This is a genomic window from Arthrobacter silviterrae, assembly GCF_011045165.1.
GTDB classification, from domain to species: Bacteria; Actinomycetota; Actinomycetes; order Actinomycetales; family Micrococcaceae; genus Specibacter; species Specibacter silviterrae.
The window spans coordinates 246,662-272,174 of the sequence record NZ_JAAKZI010000001.1 but is presented as its reverse complement, the minus strand read 5'-3'; the positions used below and the strand labels follow the sequence as shown (position 1 = coordinate 272,174).

Genomic DNA, 25,513 nt, shown 5'->3' with positions numbered 1-25,513 from the left:
CCATAAAATGTGCAGAATGATGCACATGTGGGACCGGGTGTTGGCCGGGGCGCGAAAGTCCCCGCTGAGCCGGCAGGAACTGGCCCTCGTGGCGATCACTGCCGTCTGGGGCGGGACGTTCCTGGCCGTCCATGTTGCCATGCAGCACAGCGGGCCCATGTTCTTTGTGGGGCTGAGATTCGCCGTCGCCGGGCTGGCAGCCTGCATCCTGTTCCGCCGGTCCCTGCGCGGGATGGGCTGGGCCGACGTCGGCGCGGGCGCGGCCATCGGCGTCATGATCTTCTTCGGCTACGGGCTCCAGACGTTCGGCCTGCAGTCCATCGCCAGCAGCACCTCCGCGTTCCTGACCGCCCTCTACGTGCCCATCGTGCCGTTGCTGCAATGGGCGGTGTTCCGGAAGCGGCCGCGGGCCATGACATTCGTGGGGGTGGTCCTCGCCTTCGCAGGGCTGGTTCTTTTGGCTGGGCCCGACGCCGTTCACGTCGGCTTGGGCCCGGGGGAGGTTGCAACCGTGCTCAGCACCCTGCCGATAGCGGGCGAGATTATCCTGATCAGCCTCTTCGCCGGCAGGGTCAACCTGGGTCGGGTTACCGTAGTCCAGCTGCTGGTGTGCGGCATTTTGGGCTTTGCTGCGGTGCCGGTGACGGGGGAGGCCGTTCCCGCGTTTTCCTGGGGCTGGGTGGTGACAGCGGTGGGGCTGGGCGTGGCCAGCTGCGTCATCCAGGCCACCATGAACTGGGCGCAAAAGTCAGTGACGCCCGCCCGGGCCACAATCATTTACACGGGTGAGCCCGTCTGGGCAGGCATCATCGGACGCATTGCCGGCGACCGTCTCCCTGGACTGGCGCTGGTGGGTGCGGCGCTCATTGTGGTCAGTGTGCTCGTCAGCGAACTCAAGCCGCATTCAAACCCCCGGCCGCGAAGGGACCAGCCTAGGCGTGCCGAAAATGGGCCTGAGGCCGGCTCGCCAGAAACAACGCCAGGGAACCGGCCCCAACTGCGGCAATGATGCCGGAACCCAGGAGTCCCAGCACGACTCCCGGCGTGGCGTAGCCCATCACGTTTAGCGCAATGAACGCGGCAACCACCAGCGCCAGGAATGCCAGCAGGCACCCCAGCATGCCGCGCAGCCAGCCGTACCAGGCGGGACCAAATTCCCCGCGGCGAAGAGGCATGGCAAGCCGCAAGGCGATGAGGGCAACGGCCTGCCAGCAGGCGATGGCGACGACGCCCCAGATGATGGCCGGCGCGGCGAGCCGCTCGACTTCGGGGAATGTGGCGGCCACGCTTCGGATTTCCGCGGGAAGCAGCCAAAGCTGCGCGCCTACGGACAGCAGCAGGACAAGCAGCACCCCAACAACTGCAAAAGCAATTCCCCTGCGCATCATTTTCCCCGCTCCCCAAGCCTTGCCCGCTGTATCAATACGGTACCCACCTCAGTGGCGCTTGGATAGGTTAAGGCCCGACGGCGGCCGCCGTCGTCGGCGCCAGTGGGTGGCCAAGGGCAAATAGACTCGTTCACATGCCAGAGGATTCGCTGCCTGACCCCTTCCGAACCGCCACCGGGGCATTTCTGCCTCCCGCGGAACATTGTCCGCCGCGGTTCGTGGAGATTCCGGGTGCCAGGGCCAAGCAAAAGCTGATGCTGTGGGGACTGCTTGCCCTCGTGTTGTCTGTTTTCCTTCTGACGGCAGTCCTTACAATCGCGGATGGGGCCTCCGCACCGCGCGACGTGGCTTTCCCGGTCCTCGCCGTGGGAACTGGATTCGTCCTGGCCGCAGCCATCTTCACCTTGATCCTGGGACCTGTCGTTTTGTTCATGCGCCGGAAGCAGGCCGGGGCCAGGGCTGCCCGGCCCAATGCTGCGGTCTTTTTGAGCCAACGCACGCCCGAGCTCCGCGCTGCCTTGGGAACCATTGGCCAGGAACGGCCGCGGCTTGGCTTGATGCCGGTGGTCACTGTTGGTCTGGCGGGAATCGAGTTGTGGCGCTCGCCCCGTTCAGGCACACCGGGCACCACGTTGTCGTGGGCCGACATTGCCTACGTGCACCCGGACCATTTCATTATCTCCAACGGGCGACGGCGCTTTCCCGTCGTGACCATGCAGGTGTCCCACAACGGCAGCGGACAGCTGGTGGACCTGCCGCTGCCCATCATGGGGCGCAACGGGCTGATGTTCGCAAACGCTATTTACGCCAACCAGCTCCTGGGAGCCTTTGCACGCTACACCGCCGTCGTCTGACGGGCGCCGCCGGACCTGGTCCCGCCAATACGGCGGGAATGGACAAGCGCGCCTGACACCATCAATGCTGTAAAGCATGCTTGTCACATGATTTCCGAGGTCAGAAGCAGACGCCTGGAGGCCGGCCTGTCCCAGGCAGCCCTCGGCTTGGCCTTGGGGGTTTCGCGACAGACCATCAACGCCATCGAGACGGGGCGGTATGATCCCTCCCTTGTCCTGGCAGTCCGCCTGGCCTGTTTCTTCGGGTCCGCCGTTGAGGAAGTGTTTCGCATTGAAGCTGACTAGCCGCATTCCGATCTCGAGAATCAACCAGGTCCGTGTCGCCACATTTGTGGTTGGCGCCGCGGCCACGGCGCTGGCCGGAAATTGGTTCGGCGCTTTGCTCCTGTTCCTGTGCGGGGCGGGCGGACTCGCGTGCGCCGTGTATGCGCGCCGGCCGGATTCCCTGGACATCAGCAGGCTCAACGCGATGGAGTACAGGGATGAACGTGACCGTGTCCTGGCGCGCCACGGATTCGCCGCCGTCGGCGTTGCCGCCTTGATCCTGTCAGTGATTGAGTTTGTGGCGGCCGTGGTCCTTGACCGGTCGCTGTCGCTGGCGATGGTCCAGGTATGTCTGCTCACTGCCGTGTGGTCCGTGGCAAATTCCCGGGCAGTCAAGCGCTCTTGACGCCCGACGGCGGGACTTCGGGTGGCATCCACCGCCTGGGCGGCGCTGCCCCTCACATAGCCGCGGCGGCCATTTCGAGTACGTGGAAGAAGTTTTCCACGAGGCTGGGGTAGCTGTGGCTGAGCCTCCTTTGTGCCACGTGCACGACGTCGACGGAGTCCTTTGCGGTGAAACGGACCTCGGGGAAGCCACTGGCCACCACTTTCCAATGCGCGCCGGTAATGCTGTGGGTGAGGACGTCCCCGTAAAACATTCCAATGGACCGGGCGAGGTCTGGGAACGCCTCGGCGGGAATGCCGCCATCGATCGCCGCATCGACGGCGGCCAGACCCTCCCTGCTGCGCGGCAGGCTTTCCCCTCGTGAGCGGAAATAGTTGAGCAATTCGTCATAGCCGCCGACGTTCGTTACAGGCGGCGCAGGAACAGCTTCGGCAACGGGCTTGTATTCAGCGAAATGCCGTGGCATCCCGGGTGGAAGGCGTTGCAACGCCTCATCAGGCTCCACTTGATCGCTCATGCCCATAGCCTATGCCCTGGCTATTGTCCGCCGATCAGCACGCAGCCAAACAACCCTCGATCCGTTCGGACAACGATGGTGGTGCCTGGGCCCAGGGAAGCGGCGTGTGCGTAGATGTCGCCGCCGCCCGCGGTCCGGCCCTGGATGGTCAATCCGTCCAGCGACTGGTTCTCCGGCGATGCAGGATGCGGGCAGCTGTAAACGCGGCCGGAAAATTGCACCTTCGATGGAACAGCGGCGGGCCACAACGCCCAGTCCGAGGTTTGTTGATGGACGGTCCACAGCCGCACCCCAACCGCGGCGGCCGCCGCCATGAGAGCAGCAATGGCCACGAATGACAGGATGCGGATGGGCCGGCTCATGGGGCAACCCTCGTCGGTGAACGCGAGGGTGTCAATGGTTGCCAAGTTTGCCGCCGTCGTCAGGTCAATTCATTGACGCGGACGGGCTACCCATCTTCGCCGTTCGCGACAGCCTCGATCCAGTCGACGGCTTCGTCGGAGAGGGAAAAATGGGCCGGGTCGGCGTCGCCAAGCCATGAAGAATCCGCAGCCGGCGCGCCCGCGGCGGTGGCAATCCGGGCCTGAATGTCCGGCGGCACGGTGTCACCGTTGTTCTCGATCAGCCACTGCTGCGTTGGCGCGTCCAGCCGGGGCCACCAGTCCTGAATGTTCATCCCCCCAGTCTGGCACCGGCCACGGGGGATGTCAGCCGGACTCTCGGATACGATTTTGTAATGGCCACACTCATCACACCTGACCCACGCCTGCACACGTCCTGGTTGGAGGGCGCCGAGGAATTTGCGGGCGCCCACAGGGACGGCGGCGGCGGCGAGGACTGGCCGCTGGAAAAGCTGCGGGATCCCGAGGAGTTCGCCAGGTTCGTGGACCAGCTCATTGCCGACGCGCTGCCGGAAACACCCCGGAAAGCCGGCTATGTGCCGTGCACCTACCTCTGGATCGCCGACGGCGGCACCGTCCTGGGATCCCTGGCCATCCGCCACGAACTCAACGAATTCCTCCTCAACGAGGGCGGGAACATCGGCTACAGCGTGCGGCCCTCGGCACGCCGCCGCGGACACGCCGCCCAGGCGCTCAAGGACTCGCTGCCCATCGCCCAGGCGCTGGGCCTGAAGCGGGTGCTGCTCACCTGCGACGAGGACAACGCCGGTTCGCGGGCAACCATTGAAAAGAACGGCGGCGTCTACGAAGACAGCCGCAACGGCAAGCGCCGCTACTGGATCGACACCCACTAACCACCAACCATCCGGCAGCTCCCGTACGGAAAGTGGTCCTGCCCCGCCTTGCCCGGGCAGCCATTCGCTGTGAGACTGGCGGCATGGCAATTTCCCAAGAGGTGTCCTGGCAGCTTGACGGCATCACCATGGAAGGCACGGTGGTGAAACCCGACGGCGAGGGGCCAGTCCCGGCGGTGGTCCTTGTCGCCGGCAGCGGACCCACGGACCGGGACTGGTGCTCCCCGATGCTCCCCGGCAGCAACGGCAGCGGGCGGCTCTTCGCGGAGGCGCTCGCCAATGCCGGGATCGCTTCGCTGCGCTACGACAAGCGGGTGTCCGGCCCGCACGCGATGGAGAATGTCCCCAAGCTCATCGGGAAACTGAGCATGCAGTCGCACCTGGACGAACTGGTTTCCGCCGTCCAGGTGCTCGCCGGCCAGGATTTCGTGGACCCCGCCCGGATTGCCGGTTTCGGCAACAGCGAGGGCAGCCTCCACGTGCTCCACTATGCCACCAGCACCCAGGCCGTCCCGTTCGCCGCGATCGTCCTCGCCGCGCCGCCCGGACGCCCGGTCCAGGCAGTGCTGCTGTCCCAGCTGGCGCTCCAATCCGCCCAGATCCCCGGCGGCACTGAGCTGATGGGGAAGGTGGAGGAGGCTGCGGCACGCTACTCGGCCGGGCAGCCCATGGCTCCCGATCCCGCCCTTCCCGACAGCGTCAAGATGGTCCTTGCCAGCTTCGAGACGCCGGCGAACCTGCCATTGGCCCGCGAGCTGTGGAACGAATCCGCCACCGACGCGCTGGCCAAGGTCCGGATTCCCACGCTGGTCCTGATCGGCCGGCGGGACGTGCAGATTGATGCCAAGGACGACGGCGGCCCCCTCCGGGAAGCTGCCGCCGGCATGGCGAACGTGACATTTGCCTTCCCTGCCAACGCCAACCACGTGTTCAAGGAAGACCACCGCACCCCTGCCGAAGTCGCCGCGTCGCCGGGCAATGGCTATAACGACGCCGGCACGCGGCTCGACCCCGAAAGTGTCGACACCATACTTGCGTGGCTCCAGGGTTCGCTGGCAGGTTGAACCCACGTATGGCCCGGCCCGGCCTGGAAGTTCTTCACGAGCCGAGGTTCTCCTGGAGGAACACCGGCGACGCGTGAATGCACATCATGCGCAGCCTGCCCGCACCTGTGGCGCGGAATCGGTGGGGCGTCCCACCTTCGACAATGAGGATGTCGCCTTCTTCCGCAAGGGTGTCCGTCCCGTCCGCGGTGACCACCGCCGTCCCTTCGAGAACCACCCAGGTCTCGCTGTAGGGATGGCGATGGAGATCCGGTCCCTGGCCAGGGTCGTTGTCGACCAGGAAGAAGGAAACTCCGGATCCGTATCCTTGGCCTTCGAATTTGGCGGTGCGCCCGGAGCCGATGACGAGTTCACTTGCCTTAACCTTGTTGAGCATTTTGTATCTCCGTTATTTCAAAGCGGTATGCCGAGATGAAAGCCTTGACCCCCAGTTCGATAACCTCCTTCAACTCGGTCTCCGCTTCGAATTGATCGGGGATACCGCAGAACATGACCCTGTTGCTGGGGATCCACAGCAATATTCCGGCAAGGTGCTGCGCAGCGACGGCGGGGTCGGCGATTGCCAGCAGTTGGCGCTCGGCCAATACCCGCAGGCAAGCGGCGACCGACGCCAGGACCCTTTCGAATCCGCGTTGCCAGTAAAGCCGTCCCAAGTCCGGGAATCGGGCAGCTTCGGCAATGACCAGCCGCCGGATTTGCTGTACCTGTGCGGACATGATGGAGTGCGCGAATTGTTCCGCCAGGATCCTGACGGCGGCTTCGGAATCCGGGGCAGTGCCCATTGCAGCAGTGAGTTCTTGAAACGGATCGTGTATCCGGTCGCTCACTGTGGTGATCAGGGCAGTGAACAGGCCTTCCTTGTCATGGAAGTACTTGTAGAGTGTTTGTTTGGACACCGAGGCTGCCGCTGCAAGCTGATCGGTGGTGGTCCCCAAATATCCATTGGCTGTGAACACCCTGCGGGCGGCGTCGAGGATGGCCTGGCGCTTTTCCTCACTACGCCTTCCGGTCCCGCTGGCGGACTCCATCCAAGCCTCCTTAGTACTAGACGGTACCGTACCATTTGGATACAGTGACGTCTATCACCTCACTAGCAGGCCAAGTTCAAGGAGACGGAAATAATGTCCTTCCAGGCATACCTCGACACCATCGAATCAAAAACCGGCCTCACGCCGCGCGAACTCCTCACCTTGTTACACGAGCGCGGGCTGTCCGAACCGCCGGTGCGGGCCGGAGCAATCATTGACTGGCTGAATGAGGAATACGGACTCGGAAGGGGCCATGCAATGGCCATTGTGCATGTCGTCAAAAACGGGCCAACCATCAGCGAAAAGCGCGTCGGCACGGACGGAACGCACCGTGATGAGTCCACGGAGTTGTGGCTGGACGGCAAGGACCACCGCCCCCACTAGCAACCGTTCAAAGGTCCCATTTCGGACACTGTGCCTTTCAGCCGTTGCTGCTCGGTGACGAAAAAGCCGCCGCAACATGGAGTTGCGACGGCATTCGTTGGGCAGCGGGATTAAACGGTGAAACCCGCATGTGATTCCTCGCCCACGCTGACCGTGAACATGTTCGGTCCGCTGCGGACCACCCTGACATGTTCCTTCGGGGCGTTGGCCCGGGCGGAGATGTGGGTAATGGCAGATTCCAAGGTGGGCTCCATGGTGGAGTGGTCCCAGATCTTGAGGGTCATGGAGTGCGATTCAAAGCTCATGCGCCGTTGCTTCCTTTGATTGTCTTCCGGCTGCCTCGTCGTTGAGGCAACGCCTTCAACGCTACTCGAAGGCCCGCGCGCCGGGGGAGCCAGTGTGATTGAAGGCACACGCCCGGGCGCTCCCGGGACGTAACAAATGGCTGCCGCCATGGCCCGGCCTACGGAGACCGAACACGTCGAAAACAAGGGGGGCGTTCGGGGTGCTTTTACGGCAAGATGGAACAGTGACTAGCCAGCCTGTGAATCCCGCCGAAGAAGTGCCCGCAGTGGAAGGGGCCACTGCCCCTGGACCCGGTGGCGCCGCCGTCGAGCCCCCCAGCACCCCATTCACCCAAGTCCGGGAGCGGTACGCGGAGCTGGTGGAACTAATCACCAAGTACCGGGCCGCCTACTACAACGACGACGCACCCCTGGTCTCGGATGCCGAATTCGATGTCCTCTACAGCGAACTGGAGCAGCTCGAGGCACTCCATCCTGAACTGGTCACCAACGACTCCCCGACGCAGGTGGTAGGCGGCGATGTCTCGGTGGCATTCGCCGCCGTGGACCATCTGGCCCGCATGTACTCGCTGGAGGACGTCTTCTCCCTCGAGGAGCTGGAAGCCTGGCTGCTCAAAGCCGCGGCATCCGTGGAAAAGCAGCACGGAACCCCACCGAAGTGGCTGACGGAGCTGAAGATTGACGGGCTGGCCGTGAACCTGCTCTACCGCGACGGCGTGCTGGTGCGGGCGGCCACGCGCGGGGACGGCACCACGGGCGAGGACATCACGCACAACGTGGCCACCATCAAGGACATCCCGCAGAGGCTGCACGGCAGCGGATTCCCCTCCGAGGTGGAGATACGCGGCGAGGTGTTCATCGCCTCCAAGGACTTCACCGCCCTCAACGAGCAAATGGTGGCCGCCGGCAAGGCGCCCTATGCGAACCCGCGCAACACCGCGGCAGGATCGCTGCGGCAGAAGGACCCCGCTGAGACCGCCAAGCGCCCGCTGCGAATGTATGTGCACGGCATCGGCGCCCGCGAAGGCCTGGAAACGGCGACCCAGTCGGAAACCTACGCCCAGCTCAAGGACTGGGGCATGCCCACCAGCCCGTACTTCAAGGTGCTGGACACCCTGGCCGAGGTGCTGGAGTTCATTGCCCATTACGGCGAACACCGGCACGACCTCATTCACGAAATTGACGGCATTGTGGTCAAGGTGGACGACCTCGCCACCCAGCGGGCCCTCGGCAACACCTCCCGCGTGCCCCGCTGGTCGGTGGCCTACAAGTACCCGCCGGAGGAGGTCCACACCAAGCTGCTGGACATCCGGGTCAACGTGGGGCGCACAGGCCGCGTCACCCCGTACGCCGTCATGACCCCGGTGAAGGTGGCCGGCTCCACCGTGGAAATGGCCACCCTCCACAACCAGGACGTGGTCAAGGCCAAGGGCGTGCTCATTGGCGACACCGTGGTGCTGCGCAAGGCCGGGGACGTCATCCCGGAAATCGTGGGCCCCGTGGTGGCGCTGCGGACCGGCGAAGAACGCGAATTCGTGATGCCCACCCACTGCCCGTCCTGCGGCACCGAACTTGCCCCGGCCAAAGAGGGCGACATTGACATCCGCTGCCCCAACGCGCGGTCCTGCCCGGCCCAGCTGACCGAGCGTGTGGCGCACCTGGCCGGCCGCGGCGGCTTCGACATCGAGGCCCTGGGCTACGAAGCAGCCGCCGCCCTGACCAACGGGCCCGGCCCCGACCCGGCGGAGAACGGCGGCGCCATTGCGCCCGCCGGCCCGGGGCCCCTGGTGAGTGAGGCTGAAGTCTTCAACATCGCCCAACTGGACCTCTCCGGCGTGTTGGTGTGGCGGGAAATCCGGTCCAAGGGCGAAGGGACCGGCCGCTTCCAGCAGGTGCCGTATTTCTACACGAAGGCGACGGCGAAGAAGCCGTCCGTGCCCACCAAGACCACGGAAAAGCTGTTTGAGGAACTGGAGAAGGCCAAGTCGCAGCCGCTGTGGCGCGTCCTGGTGGCGCTGTCCATCCGGCATGTTGGGCCCACCGCGTCCCGCGCACTGGCCACGGCGTTTGGCTCGATGGACGGCATCCGGGCCGCGTCGGAGGAGGCACTGGCAAACGTGGACGGCGTCGGGCCCATCATTGCCGAGGCGCTCATCGAGTGGTTCGGCGTGGACTGGCACCGGGACATTGTGGATGCCTGGGCCGCGGCCGGGGTGCGGATGCAGGACGAGGTGGACGAATCCACCCCGCGCACGCTTGAGGGCCTGACCATTGTGGTGACCGGGACGCTGCCCAACTTCAGCCGCGACGAGGCCAAGGAGGCCATCATCACCCGCGGCGGCAAGGCTTCCGGCTCCGTCTCGAAGAACACCTCCTATGTGGTGGCGGGGGAGAACGCCGGCACCAAGCTGGACAAGGCCGAATCGCTGGGCCTGAAAGTGCTGGACGAGGACGGCTTTGTGCAACTGCTGGCTGAAGGGCCGGCCGGCGAACCCGCTGAGGGGCCCGCCGGCCCGTGACCGGCCTGCCCCGTTAGCTGGGCGAGAAGGGCTTGAGCTGGTGCCCGGGCTGGGTGGGCTTGACCTTGTAGTCCTGCCCGTTCATCCGGACCGTGATGTTGCCCTGGTTCGGGGACCTGTCGCCCACCACCGTCACCGAGGTGACCTTGCCGCCGGCCCACGTGCAGCTGACCTCGTAGCCGCCCCGCGCGCGCAGGCCCGTGAAGGAGCCGTCCTTCCACGCTGCCGGAAGTGCCGGCAGCAGGTGGATGGTGCCGGTGTGGCTTTGGACCAGCATCTCCGCCACGGCGCCCGTGATGCCGAAGTTCCCGTCCATCTGGAACGGCGGGTGGTTGCAGAACAGGTTGGGCAGGGTGTTGAAGCGCAGCAGCCCGCGCAGCATGAGGCGGGCGTGCTCGGCCTCGCCCAGCCGGGCAAACAGTGCAGCCCGCCACGGCCACGTCCAGGAGCGGCGGCTGTCGCCGGAAACGGTGGCCTCGGTGAACGGCACGCCGTCCTGCTCGCCGCAGCGGGCCTTCAGTGAGACCAGGGCGGCGGCGGCGAATTCGGGGGAACCCGCCGGGGTGATCTGCCGGCCCGGGTACACCGCGAAGAGGTGCGAGGTGTGCCGGTGGATGTCCTTCGGATCATCCATGTCCTCCTGCCATTCCTGCAGCTGGCCCCACCTGCCGATCTTGTTGGGGGCCAGCCGGGACTGGAGGGAGGCCACCCTGGCCCGGTAGCCGGCGTCGTCCTTGGCGGCATCCTCACAGTCGAGGTAGTTCTGGAACAGGTCCCAGATGATCTGCTGGTCGTACATGACCCCGTTTTCGCGCGGGCCGTGCTCGGGTGACCAGCCGTTGGGGGATTCCAGCAGCCCGTTGGAGTCGGGCACCAGGCGGTCCTCCCAGAACTGGCAGATTTCCTTGAGCATGGGCAGCGCGGTGGACCGGAGGTAGTCCCCGTCCTGGGTGAAGGCCCAGTGCTCGTAGACGTGCTGTCCGTACCAGGCGCTGGCCACGGTGTTCCACTCCCAGGAGTTGCCGCCAAAAATGCTCTGGCTGGTCCGGGCCGTCCAGCCGCGGGTGTCCCTGCCGAAGGCGTTCCGCGTTGCAAGCCGCGAAGGCACGGCCACCTGGCCGATGAAGTCGATGAGGGGCTGGTGCGACTCGGAAAGGTTGGTGGTTTCCGCGCCCCAGTAATTCATCTGGATGTTGATGTTGGTGTGGTAGTCCGATGCCCAGGCGGGGGAGTTGCTGTCATTCCACAGCCCCTGCAGGTTTGCCGGAAGCCCGCCGGGGCGCGAGGAGCCGATGAGCAGGTAGCGGCCGTAGGTGAACATGGTTTGTTCCAGCGAAGGGTCCTCGCCCCCGCCGCCGTAGGCCAACAGGCGCAGGTCAGTGGGGGCCTTGGCGGCGGCGTCCGGCGTCGTCCCCCAGTTGACGGAGACGCGGGACATGAGTGCGGCCACGTCCGCCTGGTGCTCGGAACGTAGGTCCGCGTAGGGGCGGGCGGCGGCCGCAGCGAGAGCCTTGGTGATGCCGGGCCCGGGGTCGGCACCTCGCCAGCCCGCGGCGGCGTCGAGCTTGTAATTGGTGCGGGCGTCCAGCAGCAGTGTCATGGTGTGAGCGCCGGCGATGTGCAGGGACGCGCCGTCGGCCGTCAGGGTGCCGTCCGTGTCCACGAGCTGCAGGGTGGCCGCGTGCTTGAGCTGGTTGGCCATGGTGCCGGAATAGGCCAGCGTGGCTGCAGCGGCGCTGGCCGTGGTGGCCACGCCATCCTGGCCAGAGGTCAGGGAAATGGTGCCCGAGAGGCCGCCGGGCCGCTCGGTTTCGTAGCGGAACACGATGATGTCAGCGGCGCGGCTGGCGAACGCCTCGCGCAGCACGCGGTTCCCGGCGGTGCCGAACTGGGTGACATGGACGCCGATGGTCGGGTCCAGGGCGCGCCTGTACTCGGCAACGGCGGAAGCGGTGCCGGAATCGAAGCCGGGGCCGGCCAGCCCCACGCCCGACAGGCGCAGATTGGCGGCGCTCCCGCGGAGGGTGAGCCGGTAGGAGCTGTACGCCTTGGTGCCCGCGAGGGTGAATGCCAGGGTTTGGCCGCGCGAGGCGAAGGGCGCCCCTGGCTGCCGGCTGTCCAGGACGGTCCAGGACAGGCGGTCCGTGGACCCTTCCAGGGTCCACGCCGTGGGGTCTTCGGCAGGGGTGTCCGCGGCCGAGGTGAGCGAGTAGGAAGTAAGCACCCTGCCCGTGCCAAGGTCTGCCTGCCAGACGACGCCGGCAGCCGGCTGGGGTGCCACCCACGCCGTCGCGGTGCTTCCGTCAAGCGTGCGCATGATGTCGGCGCCGCTGCCGTCGCCGTCGGCCTGGCCGGAGGGGGAGGAGAGGTAGAGCGCGGACTGGCCGCCGAAGCTGACGCCGCCCAGGACGATCTCCGCGACCTGGAAGTGGCTGACGCCGGCCTTCGGGGTGAAGTCGAACTTGTACCAGCTGTACGCAGCCGTGTTGGCGGCGGTGAAGTCCTTCGCCAGGAAGCGGCTCTCGAACGGCGCGGGCAGGGTGCGGCTGTCCAGCGCGGTCCACTGCGTGCCGTCGTTGGAGGCGGAGAGGGTCCACTGCTGGGGATCGCGCGCAGGGACGTCGTTGGCGCTGGTGAGGGTGTACTTGGAAACCGCGACGGCGGAGGGCAGCCTGACCTGCCAGGTCACCGTGGCGGGCGGGCCGTCGATGCACCACTTGGTGGCCGGGTTCCCGTCAATCGTCGCAGTGAATGTTTCGGAGGACGAGTTGTTGTAGGGGCCTCCGGGCGCCGTGACCACGGGCTGTTCGGCGAAGGTGACCACCACGTCGCCGAAGGTGCGGTAGGAGCCGAAACCGGTCACGGAGGTGTCGTAGGCTTCGTCGTCGAGCCCGGCCAGGGCGTTGTCGTAGTTGTTCACCCCGCCCCACAGGCTTTGCTCGTTGAACTGGATCCTGTCCCGGGACGGGTCGCCGAAAAACATGGCGCCGAGCCGGCCGTTGCCCACGGGCAGGGCACCGGACTGCCAGTCGGTGGCAGGGAGCTGGTACCACAGCGCCTGCTTGGAGAGGGCGGGATGGGGAGCCAGCACGGCGGCCGGCACTGCTGTCGGCATCGCTGTCGGCGTGGCCGAGGCGGACCGGGCCAGGAACTGGGTGAGGAGGGGTGTCAGTGCCAGGGCGCCGCCCAGCTTGAGGATCTGGCGACGGTCGGGTTGGGGGAAAGTCATGAACAACTCCTGAGCTACATTGATCGGATGTTTGACGGCGCAAACCCGCAAGAGACTTGAGTTGCGCAACTCGAAAACAGTTTGGCATGCATAACATCCGATGTCTACGAAGTTCCCTACATTCCTCTGCCGGGCCCACTTTGTGTCGCCGTGCGTCCAAATTTCCAGGCTGCATCTTATTTTGTGCGGGCGGGCGGTGCCGGTGCCGGTGCCGGCGCCGAGCGGTTCGGGTTGAGGGGAGCCGTGCCGTGGAGCCCGGCCTTACATCCGACAAATTTTTTGCCGGTGACATTCCGGCCGTGCAGCCCGGCACCCCGTAGAGTGGAGGCGGAAACGTGCCGCGTGGAGAAACCCCAAGATTCGTGGAACGCTTCACGCCTGGACCCAGCGAAGGACAGCCATGACACCCCATTCCGTATCCGTTGATGAACTGTTGGAAGTGGCGCTGCGTGCGGCTGCGGCCGGGGCTGCCGTGTTGGCAGCGCGCGACCCGGAGGGATTTGGGGCCACGGAAAAGTCCTCCGACGCCGATTGGGTCACCGCCTTCGACCTCGCCGCCGAGAGGGCCGTGCGCTCCGTCATCACCGACGCCCGCCCCCACGACGTCATCACGGGGGAGGAGCTGGCACCGGCCCTGCCCGCGGAACCGTCAGGCTACCGGTGGAGCATCGATCCGCTGGACGGGACCATGAACTTTATCCGCAACATCGCCTACCACTGCACCTCGGTGGCCGTGATGGGGCCCGACGGCGGCTGGCTGGCCGGCGTGGTCAACGCACCCGCCCTGCGGCGGACGTATTTTGCCTCCAGCGGCGGCGGCGCGTGGCTGGACGAAACCCGGGCCGACGGCGCCCAGGATGTGCGCCGGCTGCGGGGGCCGCTGGAAGCCCGGGGCGGCACGCTGCTGTCAACGGCCCTGACCTACGATCCTGTGGTGCGGCGCCGCCTGGTGTCCGAGCTGAACGGGCGCATGGACAACTTCGGCGATTTCCGCCGGCTGGGCTCCGCGGCCCTGGAGCTGTGCGCCGTGGCCGAGGGCGGGGTCGATGCGTACCTGGAATACGGGCTTTTTGAACATGATTTCGCGGCGGCCGCGCTGATTGCCGAGGAGGCGGGGGCCTGGGTGCACCGGCCGGAACTCAGCCCGGCCATCAACGGGCTTCCCTCGCGCGACGAGGCGCTGTCCGTGTGGACAGGCGCCTGCGTGCCGGGGCTGGAAGGCAACTTCGCGCCGTCGCACTGACCGGGTGGCCGCTCCGGTGGTCGAGCTTGTCGAAACCCCGGTGGTCGAGCCTGTCGAGACCCAGGTGGTCGAGCATGTCCCGGTGGTCGAGCCTGTCGAGACCCAGGTGACGGCGCCAATGACCAGGATGAAAGGATTGCGACGATGGAAACTGACGGTGTGGTGCTTTCGCGGGTGGTGGCGGATGCGGCCCGCTCGCTGGCCTTTTACCGGGACGGGCTGGGCATGGCGGACGCCCGGCTGATGCTGGGCCTGGTGTGCCTTGAACTGCCCGGGCTGACGTTGTTCCTGGCCCAGCCGGAGGATTTTGCCCGGAACACGGGGCTGGTGCCTGGTTCGGCTGCCGGCCGCAGCGACGGCGTGCTCAGCTGCGCCATCGGGTCCACGGGCGAGGTGGACCGGCTGCTGGAAACGGCCCGTTCCGCCGGGGGCACGGTGGTGGAGCCGCAACTCGTTGACCACGCCAGCGGACGCAGGCAGTACATCGGAACGGTCACCGACCCTGACGGGTACGTGTGGCAGCTGGTGTGCAATGTCCCGGCTGGTGGGCAGCCGTGACGGGCCAAAGCGGCACGCCGTGGCAGCCCGTGGTCGCGGCGCTGGCCAACGACCAGCTAATGAAGGTGTACGCAACGCGGGTGCTGGGCATCGGAGATGTGGCCTCGGAAAAGGAGCTGCGGCGGCTGGTCCAGGTGGGGCTGCTGGCGGAGGACACGTTCGAGCCGGTTCCCGGCGCGCTGGCCGCCGTCCTGGCCGCGAACACGAAACCCAAGCCAGAGGGCAGTGACAAGTATTTCGACGGCGGCCGGTTGACCCACCTGCCGGTAAACCCTGCCGTACGACTCCAGATACTCGAACAGCTGGCGGAGCGGCTGGTCCCGGCAGGGGAGGTACTCGCCGAACGGGACATCAACTTGCTGCTGCGAACCGTCACGGCTGACATCCCGACGCTTCGCCGCGCCCTGGTGGACCACGGCCTGCTGACGCGAAACTCCAACGGCTCCGAATACACCCGGCCCTGACAGCTACAACGGCAATCTCACACTTTGCCCTCGGCAAACGTCTGCACAGTGGTGCCCCGATTGCGGAGGTGCGCTGAATCCAAGGGCGTCCAACGGCTGTTGTAACGAAAGATGCGAATGTCGAACAAGAGTTTCGCCAACAAGTGGCCGCTGGCCCAATTTGTCACACTGGCCGTGGTCTGGGGTGCCAGCTTCCTGTTCATCGCGATTGGCCTTGAGGGGCTGTCGCCGGCACAGGTGGTGCTGGGACGGCTCGGCTCGGGAGCCGTGGCACTGGCCGCCATTTCCCTCGTGAGGCGGCAAAAGCTGCCCGCCGAGCCCGTGGTGTGGGCCCACCTCGCCGTCGTCGCCGTGCTGCTGTGCGTGGCGCCCTTTCTCCTGTACGCCTGGGCCGAGCAGACCATCGGCTCGGGACTGGCCAGCATCTACAACGCCACCACGCCCCTCATGACCACGCTGGTGGCACTCGTGGCGCTGCCGCAGGAGCGGCCCAGCAAGGTGAGGTTGCTGGGCCTGCTGGCCGGGTTCCTCGGAGTCCTCATTGTCCTGGGCCCCTGGCGCGGGGCGGGCGGCGGCTCACTCGCCGCCCAGGCGGCCTGCCTGGCGGCCACAGCCTGCTACGGGCTGGGCTTCGTCTACCTCCGCCGCTTCGTCTCGCCGCGCGGCCTGCCCTCGCTGTCCCTCGCCACGGTGCAGGTGGGGCTGGGTGCCGTCATGATGCTGGTCCTGACGCCGTGGATTGCCATGGCGCCCGTCCACCTGACGCCGCGCGTGGTGGCCAGCATTCTCATACTGGGCATGGCCGGCACCGGCCTGGCATACGTTTGGAACACCAACCTGGTGGCCGCATGGGGAGCCGCCAATGCTTCCACCGTGACCTACCTGACGCCTATTGTCGGCGTCAGCCTGGGCGTGGCCATCCTGGCCGAGCCCGTGAGCTGGAACCAGCCCGTGGGCGCCGTCGTCGTGGTGGCAGGCATCGCCATCAGCCAAGGCCGGCTGGCAGCGATCACCCGGTGGCGGCGCAAGCCGGCGCCCGCCCAGCGGCAACCGCTGGATCAGTCCAGCAGCGGCCGCACGGAAGCGTAGCCGTCCTCCACCACTGACGACGGCGTGTCGAAGACCTTTGTGCTGCGGCCCTCGGAGTAGCGCGGCCAGCCCGTGGCCCCAGGGCCCGAAATGGAGCCCGGATCCCCTCCCGAGACGAAGGAGACGGCGGCCGCGTGGACGTCATCCGCCAGCGCCTGCGGGGGATTGCCTCCGGCCAGTGCGTCAACGCGCCCCGCGCCCAAGCAGTCAAAGAAGAACGGCACATCCAGGCAGTGCACGGCGCGGCCAAACACGGGCGAGCGCCAGGAAAAGCGGTACAGCCACGTGCCCGCGGAGCCGGCCCCCGCCCGCGCCTCGGCAACCTTCAACGCGGTGCTCCGGAAGACGGCGTCGCTGATGTACCTGCCCAGTACGGCCGCGGAGCCGAGCCGCGCCAGGTCCCGGTTGGCGGACAGGTAGGCGCTGCGCCGCCCCCGCTCCAGCCCTGCCTGGCCCAGCAACAGGCGCGAGGGAACCAGGCGAAGCTTGGTCCGCACGGCGTCCAGGGCCATGGCGAATTCGTCGTCTGCAGTGCCCAGGACCAGCGGCTTGTCCGCCCCGACCCCGGCCAGGAGGGAGCTGGGCGTGGGCGCGGTGATGAGCTCGCCGTCGACCATGGGGCCCAACGACAGCCCACCGGAAACCACGCGCCGGAGCATGCCGAACACGCCGTCACGGCCGCCCGGCGATTCCTGTGCCTTGGGCTGCAGTTCCAGCAGCCGTCCCTCCGGCACTGAGGCAAACCCCGCCAGGGAAGGCTCGACGCCGGCCAGCCCGGCCAGGCGTTCGGCCAGCCCGTGCGCCCTCCCGACCGGGACGTCGCCCAGAGCCCCGGAGATGCACCAGGCCTGCGCGAACAGCGGCTGGGCCCGGGGCATGCCCAACAATGTCAGCACCGCGCCGCCGCCCGCAGACTGCCCGGCAATCGTCACCCTGGCAGGGTCCCCGCCGAACGCGGCGATGTTCTCCTGCACCCATTCCAGCGCAAGCAGCCAGTCCAGCACGGCACGGTTGTCGGGGGCGCCGTCGATCCTGCCGAAGCCGTCAAAGCCCAGCCGGTAGGAGAGGTTTACGGTGACCACGCCGTCGCGGTTGAACGCGGCGCCGTCGTACCAGGGGCTGGCGGGGGAGCCGGCCGTGTAGCCGCCGCCGTGGATGTAGACCATGACGGGCAGGGCGGCCGCCGTGGACGGCGCCGGCGTAAAGACGTCCACGTTCAGGGTGGACCCGCCCGGCACTGAGGGCTCCGGGATGAGGGTGGGTTCCGGCGGGCCGGGGCGCTGGGGGGTGGGGCCGTGTTCCTCGGCGCTGCGCACGCCGTCCCAGGGGGCATGCCGCACGGGGGCGGCAAAGCGGAGATCGCCGACGGGCGCCTCCGCAAAGGGAATGCCCAGAAAGGCGGCCGAGTGCGTGAATTTTGCCTGATCAGGCGTTGTGCCCGGGCACGGACGCCAACTGCCGCGGACCTTTCCTGCGGTGGTGGAGGCCTCGGGAGCCGTGGTGAAATCGGTCGGGGGAGTCACGTCAGCCATGCTTCCATGCTACGGATTGCGGGGGCCGTTCCCGGGAACCGCGCCACGGCGTAGCCTGTTGCCATGAACCTCACGGTCGGCAACGGAAACTTCGCCACGGACAGCAGGGTACAGCTGACAGGGACCGGCTCGCTACCATCCGCCTTTGACGTCACGGGGCTGGCGGTTGCCTCCATGGCTGCCGCCGGAACCGCCGTGGCACAGCTGTGCGGCCGGCTCGGCAACCTCACTCCTGCCGTGGCTGTGGACCGGGCCCTGGCCTCCGCCTGGTTTGGGCTGTCCTTCCGGCCCGACGGCTGGGACCTGCCGCCTGTCTGGGACTCCATCGCCGGCGACTACCCCACGGCCGACGGCTGGATCCGCCTCCACACCAACGCCCCGCACCACCGGGCCGCGGCGCTCGCCGTCCTGGGACTGCCCGCCGGTGCCGAGCGGGAACACGTGGCCCGGGCTGTGGCGTCGCGGTCCGGCGTGGAGCTGGAGGATGCCATTGTGGCCGCCAACGGGTGCGCCGCCGTCATGCATTCCCGGCAGCAGTGGCTGGCCCATCCCCAGGGGGCGGCGATCGCCGCCGAGCCGCTGGTGCACTGGGGACCGGAACGCCGTGTGCCGCCGTTTGGCAGGCACGACGCCGGCGCCCGCAGGGTTGGCCCGCGGCCTGCAGTGACTCCCGCCCGGCCCCTGGCGGGAGTCCGCGTGTTGGACCTGACCCGCGTCATTGCGGGCCCGGTGGCCACCCGCTTCCTGGCGCTGTACGGGGCCGACGTCCTGCGGATCGACCCGCCGGACTGGATCGAGCCCGGCCTGGAGCCGGAAATGACCCTGGGGAAGCATTGCGCCCGCCTGGATGTGAAGTCGCCGTCGGGCCTGGCCCGTCTGGAGGAGCTGCTGGCGGGCGCCGACATTTTCATCCACGGCTACCGCCCCGACGCACTTGACCGGCTGGGGCTCTCCGACGCAGTGCTGGCCGGACGGCACCCGGCACTGGTCAACGTTGCCCTCGACGCGTACGGCTGGACGGGCCCGTGGGCGCAGCGCCGCGGCTTCGACTCGCTGGTGCAGATGAGCTGCGGGATCGCTCATGCCGGCATGGAACACTTTGGCCGGGACCTGCCCTTCCCGCTTCCCGTCCAGGCGCTGGACCACGCCACCGGATACTTGACGGCCGCCGCGGCCATTGATGCGTGGCGGGAGCGCCTGGACGGCAGGGTGCGAAATGCCCGGCTGTCCCTGGCCCGGACGGCCGTGGAGTTGATGCGGACCGGGCCATCCCTGGACGCTTCGGACCTGCCGGCAGCTGAAAGCTTTGCGTGGGAGGCTGAAAGCACCGGCTGGGGACCGGGTCAACGCCTGCCGCAGGCCGTGGTGGTGGATGGCGTGCCCGCCCGGACATCCGTGGAGGCACGCGGCTACGGTTCGGCGGTGGCCGCCTGGGCAGGCGGCTGACTGCCTCTGGGCTGCCAACGGGCGCTGGCTCGGCGGCCCACGCGATTTCATGCTCAACCTCGGTAGATGATCTGCCTCGCGCCAGGTTGCGCGCGCTTGTTTTGGTTGAGGTGTTCTGGAGCGTAGCAATGATCGCTTTCGAAACACTGACCCTCGTCCTGCTCCCCGTCCAGCTCTCGCGCGAATTGATGCGAAAAACCATATCAGCGGCTATGATTCGAATATTCGTATCACGGCATCGCCCGTGTCGCTGGGGAGGCTCAACGTGTCGAAACAAATAGCGAAGATCCATTCACCGGCTGATCTGGGGATGGCTTTGCAACAGGCGAGGCTGGCGGCCGGGATGTCCCAGAGGGAGCTTTCCGCTCGAACCGGCGTCACCCAGAGCGCCATCAGCAATCTGGAGTCCGAGAGCTACACCCTCTACGCGGAAAGGCTTTTCAAGCTCTTGGGCGAATGCGGTGTGACCATCACTGCTGAGTGGGACGACAGTGCTGACCCGCTTCGCAGCGCTGAGAGTGGGGGACCGCGATGAGGCTTCACGTTGAGCTGTGTGGGCAGTTCATTGGGGAGCTGAACGGTGACGAGCGCACATTCGACTTCACGCCGGCGCGCGCCGCCATCGACCATTTCGGGCTGGGTAGCCGGGCTTTATCCGTCGCTGTGCCATTGGTCCCCCGGCCAAACAAGGCGCACGCGGCGCGGCGGCGAAACTTCTTCGAGGAACTCCTCTCGGAAGGTGACCAGCTTGAGTTCATGCTGGCGATGGCCGGGTTGCGCAGGCGCGACACCCTGGCGTTCCTGGGCCGGTTCGGGCGCGATATCGCCGGCGCGCTTCAGATCTGGGACGCTGACGATCCTACGGAGCCGCAGACCCCAGAAGCTCGACCGGTGTCGGAGGAGGACGTGCACGTTCTGCTTACTGAGCGCGCCGCGAACCCGCTCGCGAACTCCGGCGTCCAGGGCAAGACGTCGCTCGCCGGCATGCAGCCGAAGATCGTTCTTACCCAACTGGACGGCAGGTGGCACCAAGTCTTCGGCGGCTTCCCTTCAACGCACATCGTGAAGCCGGTGGTTTCAAGCCGGCCCACGGAAATATTCGACGAAGAGTACGGGGCGCGGTTCACCCGTGCGCTTGGCGTTGCCAGCTTTGACACGCATCTTGCAAACTTTGGCGGAACCGACGCGCTCGTAATCCAACGGTTCGACCGCGATCTCGCAGTCCCTGGTGGGAGAGTTCACCAAGAAGACTTCAACCAGGTCCTCGGGGCGGGCGGGAACCAGAAGTACCAGATGTACGGCGGCATCGTGAATCTTAAGCGCATCGCTGACGTGCTGCGAACCCATGGTGAGGCGGGCGATATGCGCCAGCTTGCCGTCATCACAACCCTCGGCGTTGCCATTTCAAACCTCGACATGCACGCGAAGAACCTGGGTCTCCTACATCATGCCGATGGGCACATTGCGTTGGCGCCGGCGTACGACTTTGTACCTCACGGTCTTCGCGAGGGGCTGGACGGGAAGCTGGCCCTCGCTGTGAACAAGAAGTACCTGCACGCGACCGTCACCAGGGATGATCTCGTCAGCGAGCTCAGCTGGTGGGGCCTCCGCGGCGCTAAAAGCATCGTGGACGACACGCTCGAACAGGTGCAAGCCGTCTCTGCCAGGGAGGAGCCTGTTGCCCAGGCTGCGGCAGGGTTGGCCGAGAACACGAATGCCACCGTGCAGAATCTACTCGACGGACGCGCAGCGGGAGCAGGGTCGTGACGACCATCGACGACAAATGGATGCGCTAGCTCCAGCAGGACGTCGCGGACTTTCCGGCTGGACTCGAGGTTTTGGTCCGACTGTCGTGAAACGGGACAGCGGGGTTACAGGCCCGACACCAAATAGCTTCGCTTGATGCCTGCCGTCGCCCGGCCCCATTCGCTTGCCTTGACCCGCGCCTGGTGAAACTCAAAGGACAGCACGTCCTGAAAGCACTCTGAGACGTCCCACACCAGCGGATCCTCCGTCTGGGTCACCTCGAAGGAGATACACCCGGGTTCTGCACGGGTGGCTTCAATGTGCCGGGGCAGCTGCTTTGCAACGATGGCAAGCTCGCCTTCGTCTTGGCAGATGAGCTGGCCCGTCAGGGTGATGGTGTTCATGACGGGGATTCTCCCACATTGACCATGGCTACAGGCGGCCCTCCCTGCCGCACAGCTCCGACAGCCCTGCCAGCAGGGGCGCAATGGGTCCAAGGTCGACGGCGGCGCTCCCGGCAGCGCGCTCGCGGGCTGCCGGGAGCAGGGCGCCATGGGCGCGACGGGCAGCGTCCAGGTGGGCGCCGTCAATCGCGGCACGGCCAATGAGGAACCACGACACCTCGAGCATCAGGTCCTGCGGGGGATCGGGAAACGCGCCGAGGGCCGTGGCGGCCTCCTCACGGCGGCCCCTTCGGACCAGCAAGAGGGGGCGCACCCACGGTTCATACGGGCCGAAGTGGCCATCCGGGAGCTCCGTCCCCGCCCGAACAGCAGCCGCGAGGGCCGCCAGTTCGGGCAGCCCGGTCCTGAACCCGGGCATCTCACTGCCCCCTGGCGGTGCAGGGCCATCCAGGAACGTCCAGCGAAACCACGCCGTGAAAACGGAGGCAAGCCCTCGGTCAAACCGCGCGGCCAGGGCGTCAATCGCGTCGGCCTCGACTGCTGCGGCAGGGATGTTGCCGAGGGCGCACAGAGCCTGCATCCTGACCAACCGCCCCTCAATCTCGAAGGTTGGCAGCTCCGCCTCCACCGCCTGGGCAGTGATTTCAGCGCCGAGAGCCTCCCGTGACCCCGCAAGCCCTGCTCTTCCGAAGGTCTGCAGGTAACGCGCGCTGAGCGCCAGGCACAGCAGGGCGGGATCGCCCAGCCGGCGGGCAATCGCCTCGGCTTCAGCAGCTTCGGCCAGCCGGCCCGCCGTGCCGCGCGACTCCATCGCCACGGTGGCCAGCAGCCGGGCCCTCACCCGCGGTGAGGCCTCCGGGGGCAGGGCTGCAAGCGTCCGGAGTGCAGCCGCGACGACGGCCGCCGACTGCGCCGGATCGTCGGAGCGGGTCCAGCTGCCGGGCACGTCAAAGCCGCCGATGACCCGTGCCGCCAGATCCGGGTCGCCAAATTCCTCCGCCGCGGCGATGGCGGCCAGGCGCTGTTCCCCGGCAAACCGGACGGCGCCCGAAACGGCCAGTCGGGGCAGCAGCACGGTGGCGCTTTCCAGCTGGGACCGCGCGCCGGTGTGGGCGGTGGCCGTGGCGGCCCGCAGCAGGATCGATCCGCCGCCGTCGGGCAAGTCCAGCGAAGGGGAACGGCGCAGGATGTCCCGTTCCAGCCCGGCCAGCGGGCTGCCGGGCTCCAGGCCAAGGTTTTCCCGGAGGGTGGTGCGGGCCTGGGCGAGCACGGCGAGGGCGTCCCGCTGGCGTGCCGTGCGGTACAGGGCCAGCGCCAGCAGCCGCCACCCTTCCTCCCGCCAGGGATGCTCGGCGATGTGCGTATTGAGCAGGGGCGGGACGTCCTCCGGCCGGCCAAGCTCCAGGCGCGTTGACGCCAGCTGCTCCACCGCCCCGGCGCGAAGTTCGGCAATCCAGGCCCTTTCGTCCCGGGCCCATGGGCGCGAACTGAATTCCTCGAAGGCAGGCCCCTGCCACTCCTGCAGCGCGGCAGCCAGCAGCGGTTCCCGCTCGGCAGCAGGCAGCCCTGCCGCGGCCCGGACGGCTTGCTCGGCCCGCCACAGGTCCACGCCCGCTCCCGGGATGGTGAGGGCATAGCCGCCGGCCGCCGTCACCAGGACTGCCGGGGGCGTGCGGGGACTCCGGCCCGGCTCGATGATCCGCCGCAGCTCGCCGATGAAAGTTTGCACAGTGCCCACGGCACCGGCCGGTGCAGCGTCCTCCCACAGCTCGTCCACCAGCCGCGCCGTGGACACCGTTCCGCCGCGGGCAGCCACCATTATGGCGAGGAGCTCACGGTGCCGCGGCTTGGAAATTTGCAGGGGAGTGCCGCCGATCTCCGCCCCGATGGGACCAAGGACGCGGATTCGAAGCGGACTCATCCGCCCAGTCTAATTCGATGCGGACCCCGCTGATCGGGCGCTGATCCACGGCTGCCAGAGTGACGGCAAGTGCGCCGGAGTGGCCGGTGCCTGGGAAGGATGCCGCGGCTGCCCGCGGCGGGAAAGGGACAACACATGGATCTGCAACTTGGCGGGAAAAGGGCCTTCATCAGCGGGTCAAGCCAGGGAATTGGATTTGCCATCGCAAAGGGGCTTGCCGCGGAAGGGGTTGAGGTGGTGCTCAACGGGCGCACCCGGGAGAAGCTGTCGGCGGCAGTGGAGCAACTGGGCAGTGAGGTGCCCGGCGCGTCCGTTTCGGCCATCGCGGCCGACTTCGACAAGCCGGAACAGGTGGACAGGCTGTGTGCCGAGTTGGGCGAGGTGGACATGCTCATCAACAACGTGGGGCTCTTTGGGCTCAAGGCCTTTGCAGACATATCCGACGACGAATGGCGGCAGTACTTCGAGGTGAACGTGCAGAGCGGCGTGCGCCTGGCCAGGCAAATCATGCCCGGCATGCTGGAGCGGGGCTGGGGCCGGATTATTTTTGTGGGCAGCGAGTCGGGAGTCAACGTTCCCTCGGACATGATCCACTACGGCGCCTCCAAGGCGGCCATGCTGGCGGTGGGCAACGGACTGGCCAAACTCACCAGGGGCACGGGTGTGACCGTCAACTCCGTGCTGGGCGGCCCCACCTACTCCGACGGCGTTGCCCAAACAGTGGAGACACTGGCGCGCCAGTCGGGGGTGCCGGCAGCAGAGCTGAAGCAGCAGATCATCGCCGGCAACAAGACCACCCTGCTGGAACGGTTCATTGAACCAGCGGAGATCGCCAACATGGTGGTTTTCCTGGCCAGCCCGGCAGCCTCCGCCAGCAACGGGGCAGCCGTACGCGTGGACGGCGGGGTCTTGACGGCAACGCTCTAGCGAGCCGGCCGTGGCCGCAAATTTCCTGCGCGGCACCCGGGTGCGGGAAAATGGGGAAGGCGAGTCCCGCCGTCGTACTTCCCTAGGAGAACCAAGACCGCATGAATGTTTCCGTCCGCCCCGCCACCGCTGAAGACTACGACGCCGTTGCCCGCATCACCGCCGACGCCTACCTGGGTGCGGGGTACTTTGACAGCGTTGCCCACCCGTACGTGCAAAAGATTCTGCGCGTGGCGGAGCGGGCGGCAGTGGCTCCGGTGATTGTGGCCGAGCGCGACGGCGTGGTGGTTGGCTCCGCCACGCTGGCCGTCAACGGGGACGAATGGGCGGACATCGCGCTGCCCGGGGAGCTGGAATTCCGGCTGCTGGTGGTGGACCCGAAGGTGCAGCGCAGCGGGGCGGGGGCGGCGATGGTGGGGGCCATCCTGGAGCGGGCCAGGCACACCGAAGGGATCCGCGCCGTGAGCCTGACCACGGGGGATGACTGGCACGGCGCCCATGCGCTCTACCGCAAGCTTGGCTTCACCCGCGTGCCGGAGCGCGACTGGCCCATCCCGGAAAACGGCAAGATGCTGCGCGTCTACCGGATGGAGCTCTAGCCGGATTTATCCCCGTCCACGGGCGACTAAGCTGGTGGGGACACAATTTTTCTTTTTCTGCAGGGGAGATCCATGGCTGCGATCAACCGTGAGGACGTGGCGCACTTGGCGCAACTGGCTCACATCGAGATGAGTGACGACGAACTGGACCGCATGGCCAATGAACTGGCAGTGATCGTGGATTCGGTGAAAAGCGTCAGCGAGGCTGCCGGGGACGACATTCCCGCCACGTCCCACCCGATCCCGCTGACCAATGTGATGCGCGAGGACGTGGTGGGCCATGTGCTGACCGCTGAAGAGGCCCTTTCCGGCGCCCCCGACGCCCAGGACGGCCGCTTCAAGGTCCCCGCCATTTTGGAGGAGAGCTAATC

Annotated in this window: 29 protein-coding genes; 18 read left to right on the top strand and 11 right to left on the bottom strand. The window is 67.0% G+C overall.

The genetic code is table 11. From position 1 onward, the window contains the following. Positions 1-16 precede the first annotated feature (16 nt). Positions 17-1,009 carry a DMT family transporter gene (locus tag G6N77_RS01305; RefSeq protein WP_165180176.1) on the top strand — a complete coding sequence of 331 codons (993 nt, stop codon included), beginning with the start codon at positions 17-19 and terminating at the stop codon, positions 1,007-1,009. On the opposite strand, the gene G6N77_RS01300 is transcribed toward G6N77_RS01305, so the two are convergent. After that, complete coding sequence (locus G6N77_RS01300) at positions 933-1,388, bottom strand: DUF2975 domain-containing protein (RefSeq protein ID WP_240901567.1); 456 nt, start codon at positions 1,386-1,388, stop codon at positions 933-935. The genes G6N77_RS01305 and G6N77_RS01300 overlap by 77 nt on opposite strands. A 134-nt stretch (positions 1,389-1,522) precedes the next feature. Between G6N77_RS01300 and G6N77_RS01295 the strand changes: the two genes are divergently transcribed. The 3 genes from G6N77_RS01295 (at position 1,523) to G6N77_RS01285 (ending at position 2,912) form a co-directional block, all read left to right on the top strand. Further along, positions 1,523-2,242, top strand: a complete 720-nt coding sequence (locus G6N77_RS01295) for a hypothetical protein (RefSeq protein ID WP_165180175.1) — start codon at positions 1,523-1,525, stop codon at positions 2,240-2,242. Positions 2,243-2,329: 87 nt separating this feature from the next. Continuing rightward, positions 2,330-2,527 (top strand): helix-turn-helix transcriptional regulator, encoded by a 198-nt coding sequence (locus G6N77_RS01290; RefSeq protein WP_165180174.1) that lies wholly within the window; start codon positions 2,330-2,332, stop codon positions 2,525-2,527. Then, a complete protein-coding gene (locus G6N77_RS01285; RefSeq protein ID WP_165180173.1) occupies positions 2,514-2,912 on the top strand; it encodes a hypothetical protein in 399 nt (132 codons plus the stop codon). The genes G6N77_RS01290 and G6N77_RS01285 overlap by 14 nt, the downstream gene beginning before the upstream one ends. A gap of 52 nt (positions 2,913-2,964) precedes the next feature. On the opposite strand, the gene G6N77_RS01280 is transcribed toward G6N77_RS01285, so the two are convergent. Genes G6N77_RS01280 through G6N77_RS01270 form a run of 3 tightly spaced genes read right to left on the bottom strand, consistent with a single transcriptional unit; the run spans position 2,965 to position 4,105 of the window. Further along, the gene (locus G6N77_RS01280) at positions 2,965-3,429 is read right to left on the bottom strand and encodes a DUF6278 family protein (protein WP_165180172.1); all 465 of its coding nucleotides are present in this window, start codon (positions 3,427-3,429) and stop codon (positions 2,965-2,967) included. Between the two features lie 20 nt (positions 3,430-3,449). Beyond that, positions 3,450-3,836 carry a hypothetical protein gene (locus tag G6N77_RS01275; protein ID WP_240901566.1) on the bottom strand — a complete coding sequence of 129 codons (387 nt, stop codon included), beginning with the start codon at positions 3,834-3,836 and terminating at the stop codon, positions 3,450-3,452. A 41-nt stretch (positions 3,837-3,877) separates the two neighbouring features. Continuing rightward, entirely contained in the window at positions 3,878-4,105 is a 228-nt protein-coding gene (locus G6N77_RS01270; RefSeq protein ID WP_165180171.1) for a hypothetical protein, read from the bottom strand. A gap of 60 nt (positions 4,106-4,165) precedes the next feature. Here G6N77_RS01270 and G6N77_RS01265 point away from each other — a divergent pair, with 60 nt between their 5' ends. Both G6N77_RS01265 and G6N77_RS01260 read left to right on the top strand, forming a co-directional pair. After that, entirely contained in the window at positions 4,166-4,684 is a 519-nt protein-coding gene (locus tag G6N77_RS01265; protein WP_165180170.1) for a GNAT family N-acetyltransferase, read from the top strand. 83 nt (positions 4,685-4,767) lie between these two features. Continuing rightward, positions 4,768-5,748: an alpha/beta hydrolase gene (locus tag G6N77_RS01260; protein ID WP_165180169.1), complete on the top strand. Its 981-nt coding sequence runs from the start codon at positions 4,768-4,770 to the stop codon at positions 5,746-5,748. A gap of 34 nt (positions 5,749-5,782) precedes the next feature. On the opposite strand, the gene G6N77_RS01255 is transcribed toward G6N77_RS01260, so the two are convergent. Beyond that, positions 5,783-6,124, bottom strand: coding sequence for a cupin domain-containing protein (locus tag G6N77_RS01255; RefSeq protein WP_165180168.1), 342 nt, complete (start codon positions 6,122-6,124; stop codon positions 5,783-5,785). After that, entirely contained in the window at positions 6,108-6,776 is a 669-nt protein-coding gene (locus G6N77_RS01250) for a TetR/AcrR family transcriptional regulator (protein WP_165180167.1), read from the bottom strand. The genes G6N77_RS01255 and G6N77_RS01250 overlap by 17 nt, the downstream gene beginning before the upstream one ends. A 93-nt stretch (positions 6,777-6,869) precedes the next feature. Here G6N77_RS01250 and G6N77_RS01245 point away from each other — a divergent pair, with 93 nt between their 5' ends. Further along, positions 6,870-7,160, top strand: coding sequence for a DUF4287 domain-containing protein (locus tag G6N77_RS01245; protein WP_165180166.1), 291 nt, complete (start codon positions 6,870-6,872; stop codon positions 7,158-7,160). A gap of 110 nt (positions 7,161-7,270) precedes the next feature. Here the strand turns inward: G6N77_RS01245 and G6N77_RS01240 are convergent, their stop codons facing one another. Further along, positions 7,271-7,465 (bottom strand): hypothetical protein, encoded by a 195-nt coding sequence (locus tag G6N77_RS01240; protein WP_165180165.1) that lies wholly within the window; start codon positions 7,463-7,465, stop codon positions 7,271-7,273. Between the two features lie 257 nt (positions 7,466-7,722). Here G6N77_RS01240 and ligA point away from each other — a divergent pair, with 257 nt between their 5' ends. Continuing rightward, positions 7,723-9,984, top strand: a complete 2,262-nt coding sequence (gene ligA, locus G6N77_RS01235; protein ID WP_306987564.1) for an NAD-dependent DNA ligase LigA — start codon at positions 7,723-7,725, stop codon at positions 9,982-9,984. A gap of 13 nt (positions 9,985-9,997) precedes the next feature. Here the strand turns inward: ligA and G6N77_RS01230 are convergent, their stop codons facing one another. Continuing rightward, a complete protein-coding gene (locus G6N77_RS01230; protein WP_165180164.1) occupies positions 9,998-13,213 on the bottom strand; it encodes a glycosyl hydrolase family 95 catalytic domain-containing protein in 3,216 nt (1,071 codons plus the stop codon). Positions 13,214-13,613: 400 nt separating this feature from the next. On the opposite strand from G6N77_RS01230, the gene G6N77_RS01225 reads away from it, so the two are divergent. The 4 genes from G6N77_RS01225 to G6N77_RS01210 all read left to right on the top strand — a co-directional run bounded on the left by G6N77_RS01225 (position 13,614) and on the right by G6N77_RS01210 (position 16,567). After that, the gene (locus G6N77_RS01225) at positions 13,614-14,456 is read left to right on the top strand and encodes an inositol monophosphatase family protein (RefSeq protein WP_165180163.1); all 843 of its coding nucleotides are present in this window, start codon (positions 13,614-13,616) and stop codon (positions 14,454-14,456) included. 144 nt (positions 14,457-14,600) lie between these two features. Next, positions 14,601-15,014: a VOC family protein gene (locus G6N77_RS01220; RefSeq protein ID WP_165180162.1), complete on the top strand. Its 414-nt coding sequence runs from the start codon at positions 14,601-14,603 to the stop codon at positions 15,012-15,014. Next, positions 15,011-15,478: a DUF2087 domain-containing protein gene (locus G6N77_RS01215; protein ID WP_165180161.1), complete on the top strand. Its 468-nt coding sequence runs from the start codon at positions 15,011-15,013 to the stop codon at positions 15,476-15,478. The genes G6N77_RS01220 and G6N77_RS01215 overlap by 4 nt, the downstream gene beginning before the upstream one ends. A gap of 117 nt (positions 15,479-15,595) precedes the next feature. Continuing rightward, on the top strand, positions 15,596-16,567 hold the full coding sequence (locus G6N77_RS01210) for a DMT family transporter (RefSeq protein WP_165180160.1): 972 nt from the start codon (positions 15,596-15,598) through the stop codon (positions 16,565-16,567). Here G6N77_RS01210 and G6N77_RS01205 read toward each other — a convergent pair. Then, a complete protein-coding gene (locus G6N77_RS01205; protein WP_165180159.1) occupies positions 16,537-18,099 on the bottom strand; it encodes a carboxylesterase/lipase family protein in 1,563 nt (520 codons plus the stop codon). The genes G6N77_RS01210 and G6N77_RS01205 overlap by 31 nt on opposite strands. Before the next feature lie 63 nt (positions 18,100-18,162). Between G6N77_RS01205 and G6N77_RS01200 the strand changes: the two genes are divergently transcribed. The 3 genes from G6N77_RS01200 (at position 18,163) to G6N77_RS01190 (ending at position 21,312) form a co-directional block, all read left to right on the top strand. Continuing rightward, positions 18,163-19,545, top strand: coding sequence for a CoA transferase (locus tag G6N77_RS01200; protein ID WP_165180158.1), 1,383 nt, complete (start codon positions 18,163-18,165; stop codon positions 19,543-19,545). A 310-nt stretch (positions 19,546-19,855) separates the two neighbouring features. Beyond that, complete coding sequence (locus G6N77_RS20410) at positions 19,856-20,080, top strand: helix-turn-helix domain-containing protein (RefSeq protein WP_165180230.1); 225 nt, start codon at positions 19,856-19,858, stop codon at positions 20,078-20,080. Beyond that, on the top strand, positions 20,077-21,312 hold the full coding sequence (locus G6N77_RS01190) for a type II toxin-antitoxin system HipA family toxin (protein ID WP_165180157.1): 1,236 nt from the start codon (positions 20,077-20,079) through the stop codon (positions 21,310-21,312). The genes G6N77_RS20410 and G6N77_RS01190 overlap by 4 nt, the downstream gene beginning before the upstream one ends. 104 nt (positions 21,313-21,416) lie before the next feature. On the opposite strand, the gene G6N77_RS01185 is transcribed toward G6N77_RS01190, so the two are convergent. Together G6N77_RS01185 and G6N77_RS01180 are read right to left on the bottom strand one after the other, a co-directional pair. Beyond that, positions 21,417-21,695 (bottom strand): putative quinol monooxygenase, encoded by a 279-nt coding sequence (locus G6N77_RS01185; RefSeq protein ID WP_165180156.1) that lies wholly within the window; start codon positions 21,693-21,695, stop codon positions 21,417-21,419. Positions 21,696-21,723: 28 nt separating this feature from the next. Then, complete coding sequence (locus tag G6N77_RS01180; RefSeq protein ID WP_165180155.1) at positions 21,724-23,616, bottom strand: AfsR/SARP family transcriptional regulator; 1,893 nt, start codon at positions 23,614-23,616, stop codon at positions 21,724-21,726. Between the two features lie 135 nt (positions 23,617-23,751). Here G6N77_RS01180 and G6N77_RS01175 point away from each other — a divergent pair, with 135 nt between their 5' ends. The 3 genes from G6N77_RS01175 (at position 23,752) to gatC (ending at position 25,511) form a co-directional block, all read left to right on the top strand. Further along, complete coding sequence (locus G6N77_RS01175; protein ID WP_165180154.1) at positions 23,752-24,543, top strand: SDR family NAD(P)-dependent oxidoreductase; 792 nt, start codon at positions 23,752-23,754, stop codon at positions 24,541-24,543. A gap of 101 nt (positions 24,544-24,644) precedes the next feature. Beyond that, the gene (locus G6N77_RS01170; RefSeq protein WP_165180153.1) at positions 24,645-25,142 is read left to right on the top strand and encodes a GNAT family N-acetyltransferase; all 498 of its coding nucleotides are present in this window, start codon (positions 24,645-24,647) and stop codon (positions 25,140-25,142) included. A 72-nt stretch (positions 25,143-25,214) separates the two neighbouring features. Next, positions 25,215-25,511 carry an Asp-tRNA(Asn)/Glu-tRNA(Gln) amidotransferase subunit GatC gene (gene gatC, locus G6N77_RS01165; protein WP_165180152.1) on the top strand — a complete coding sequence of 99 codons (297 nt, stop codon included), beginning with the start codon at positions 25,215-25,217 and terminating at the stop codon, positions 25,509-25,511. Positions 25,512-25,513 lie beyond the last annotated feature (2 nt).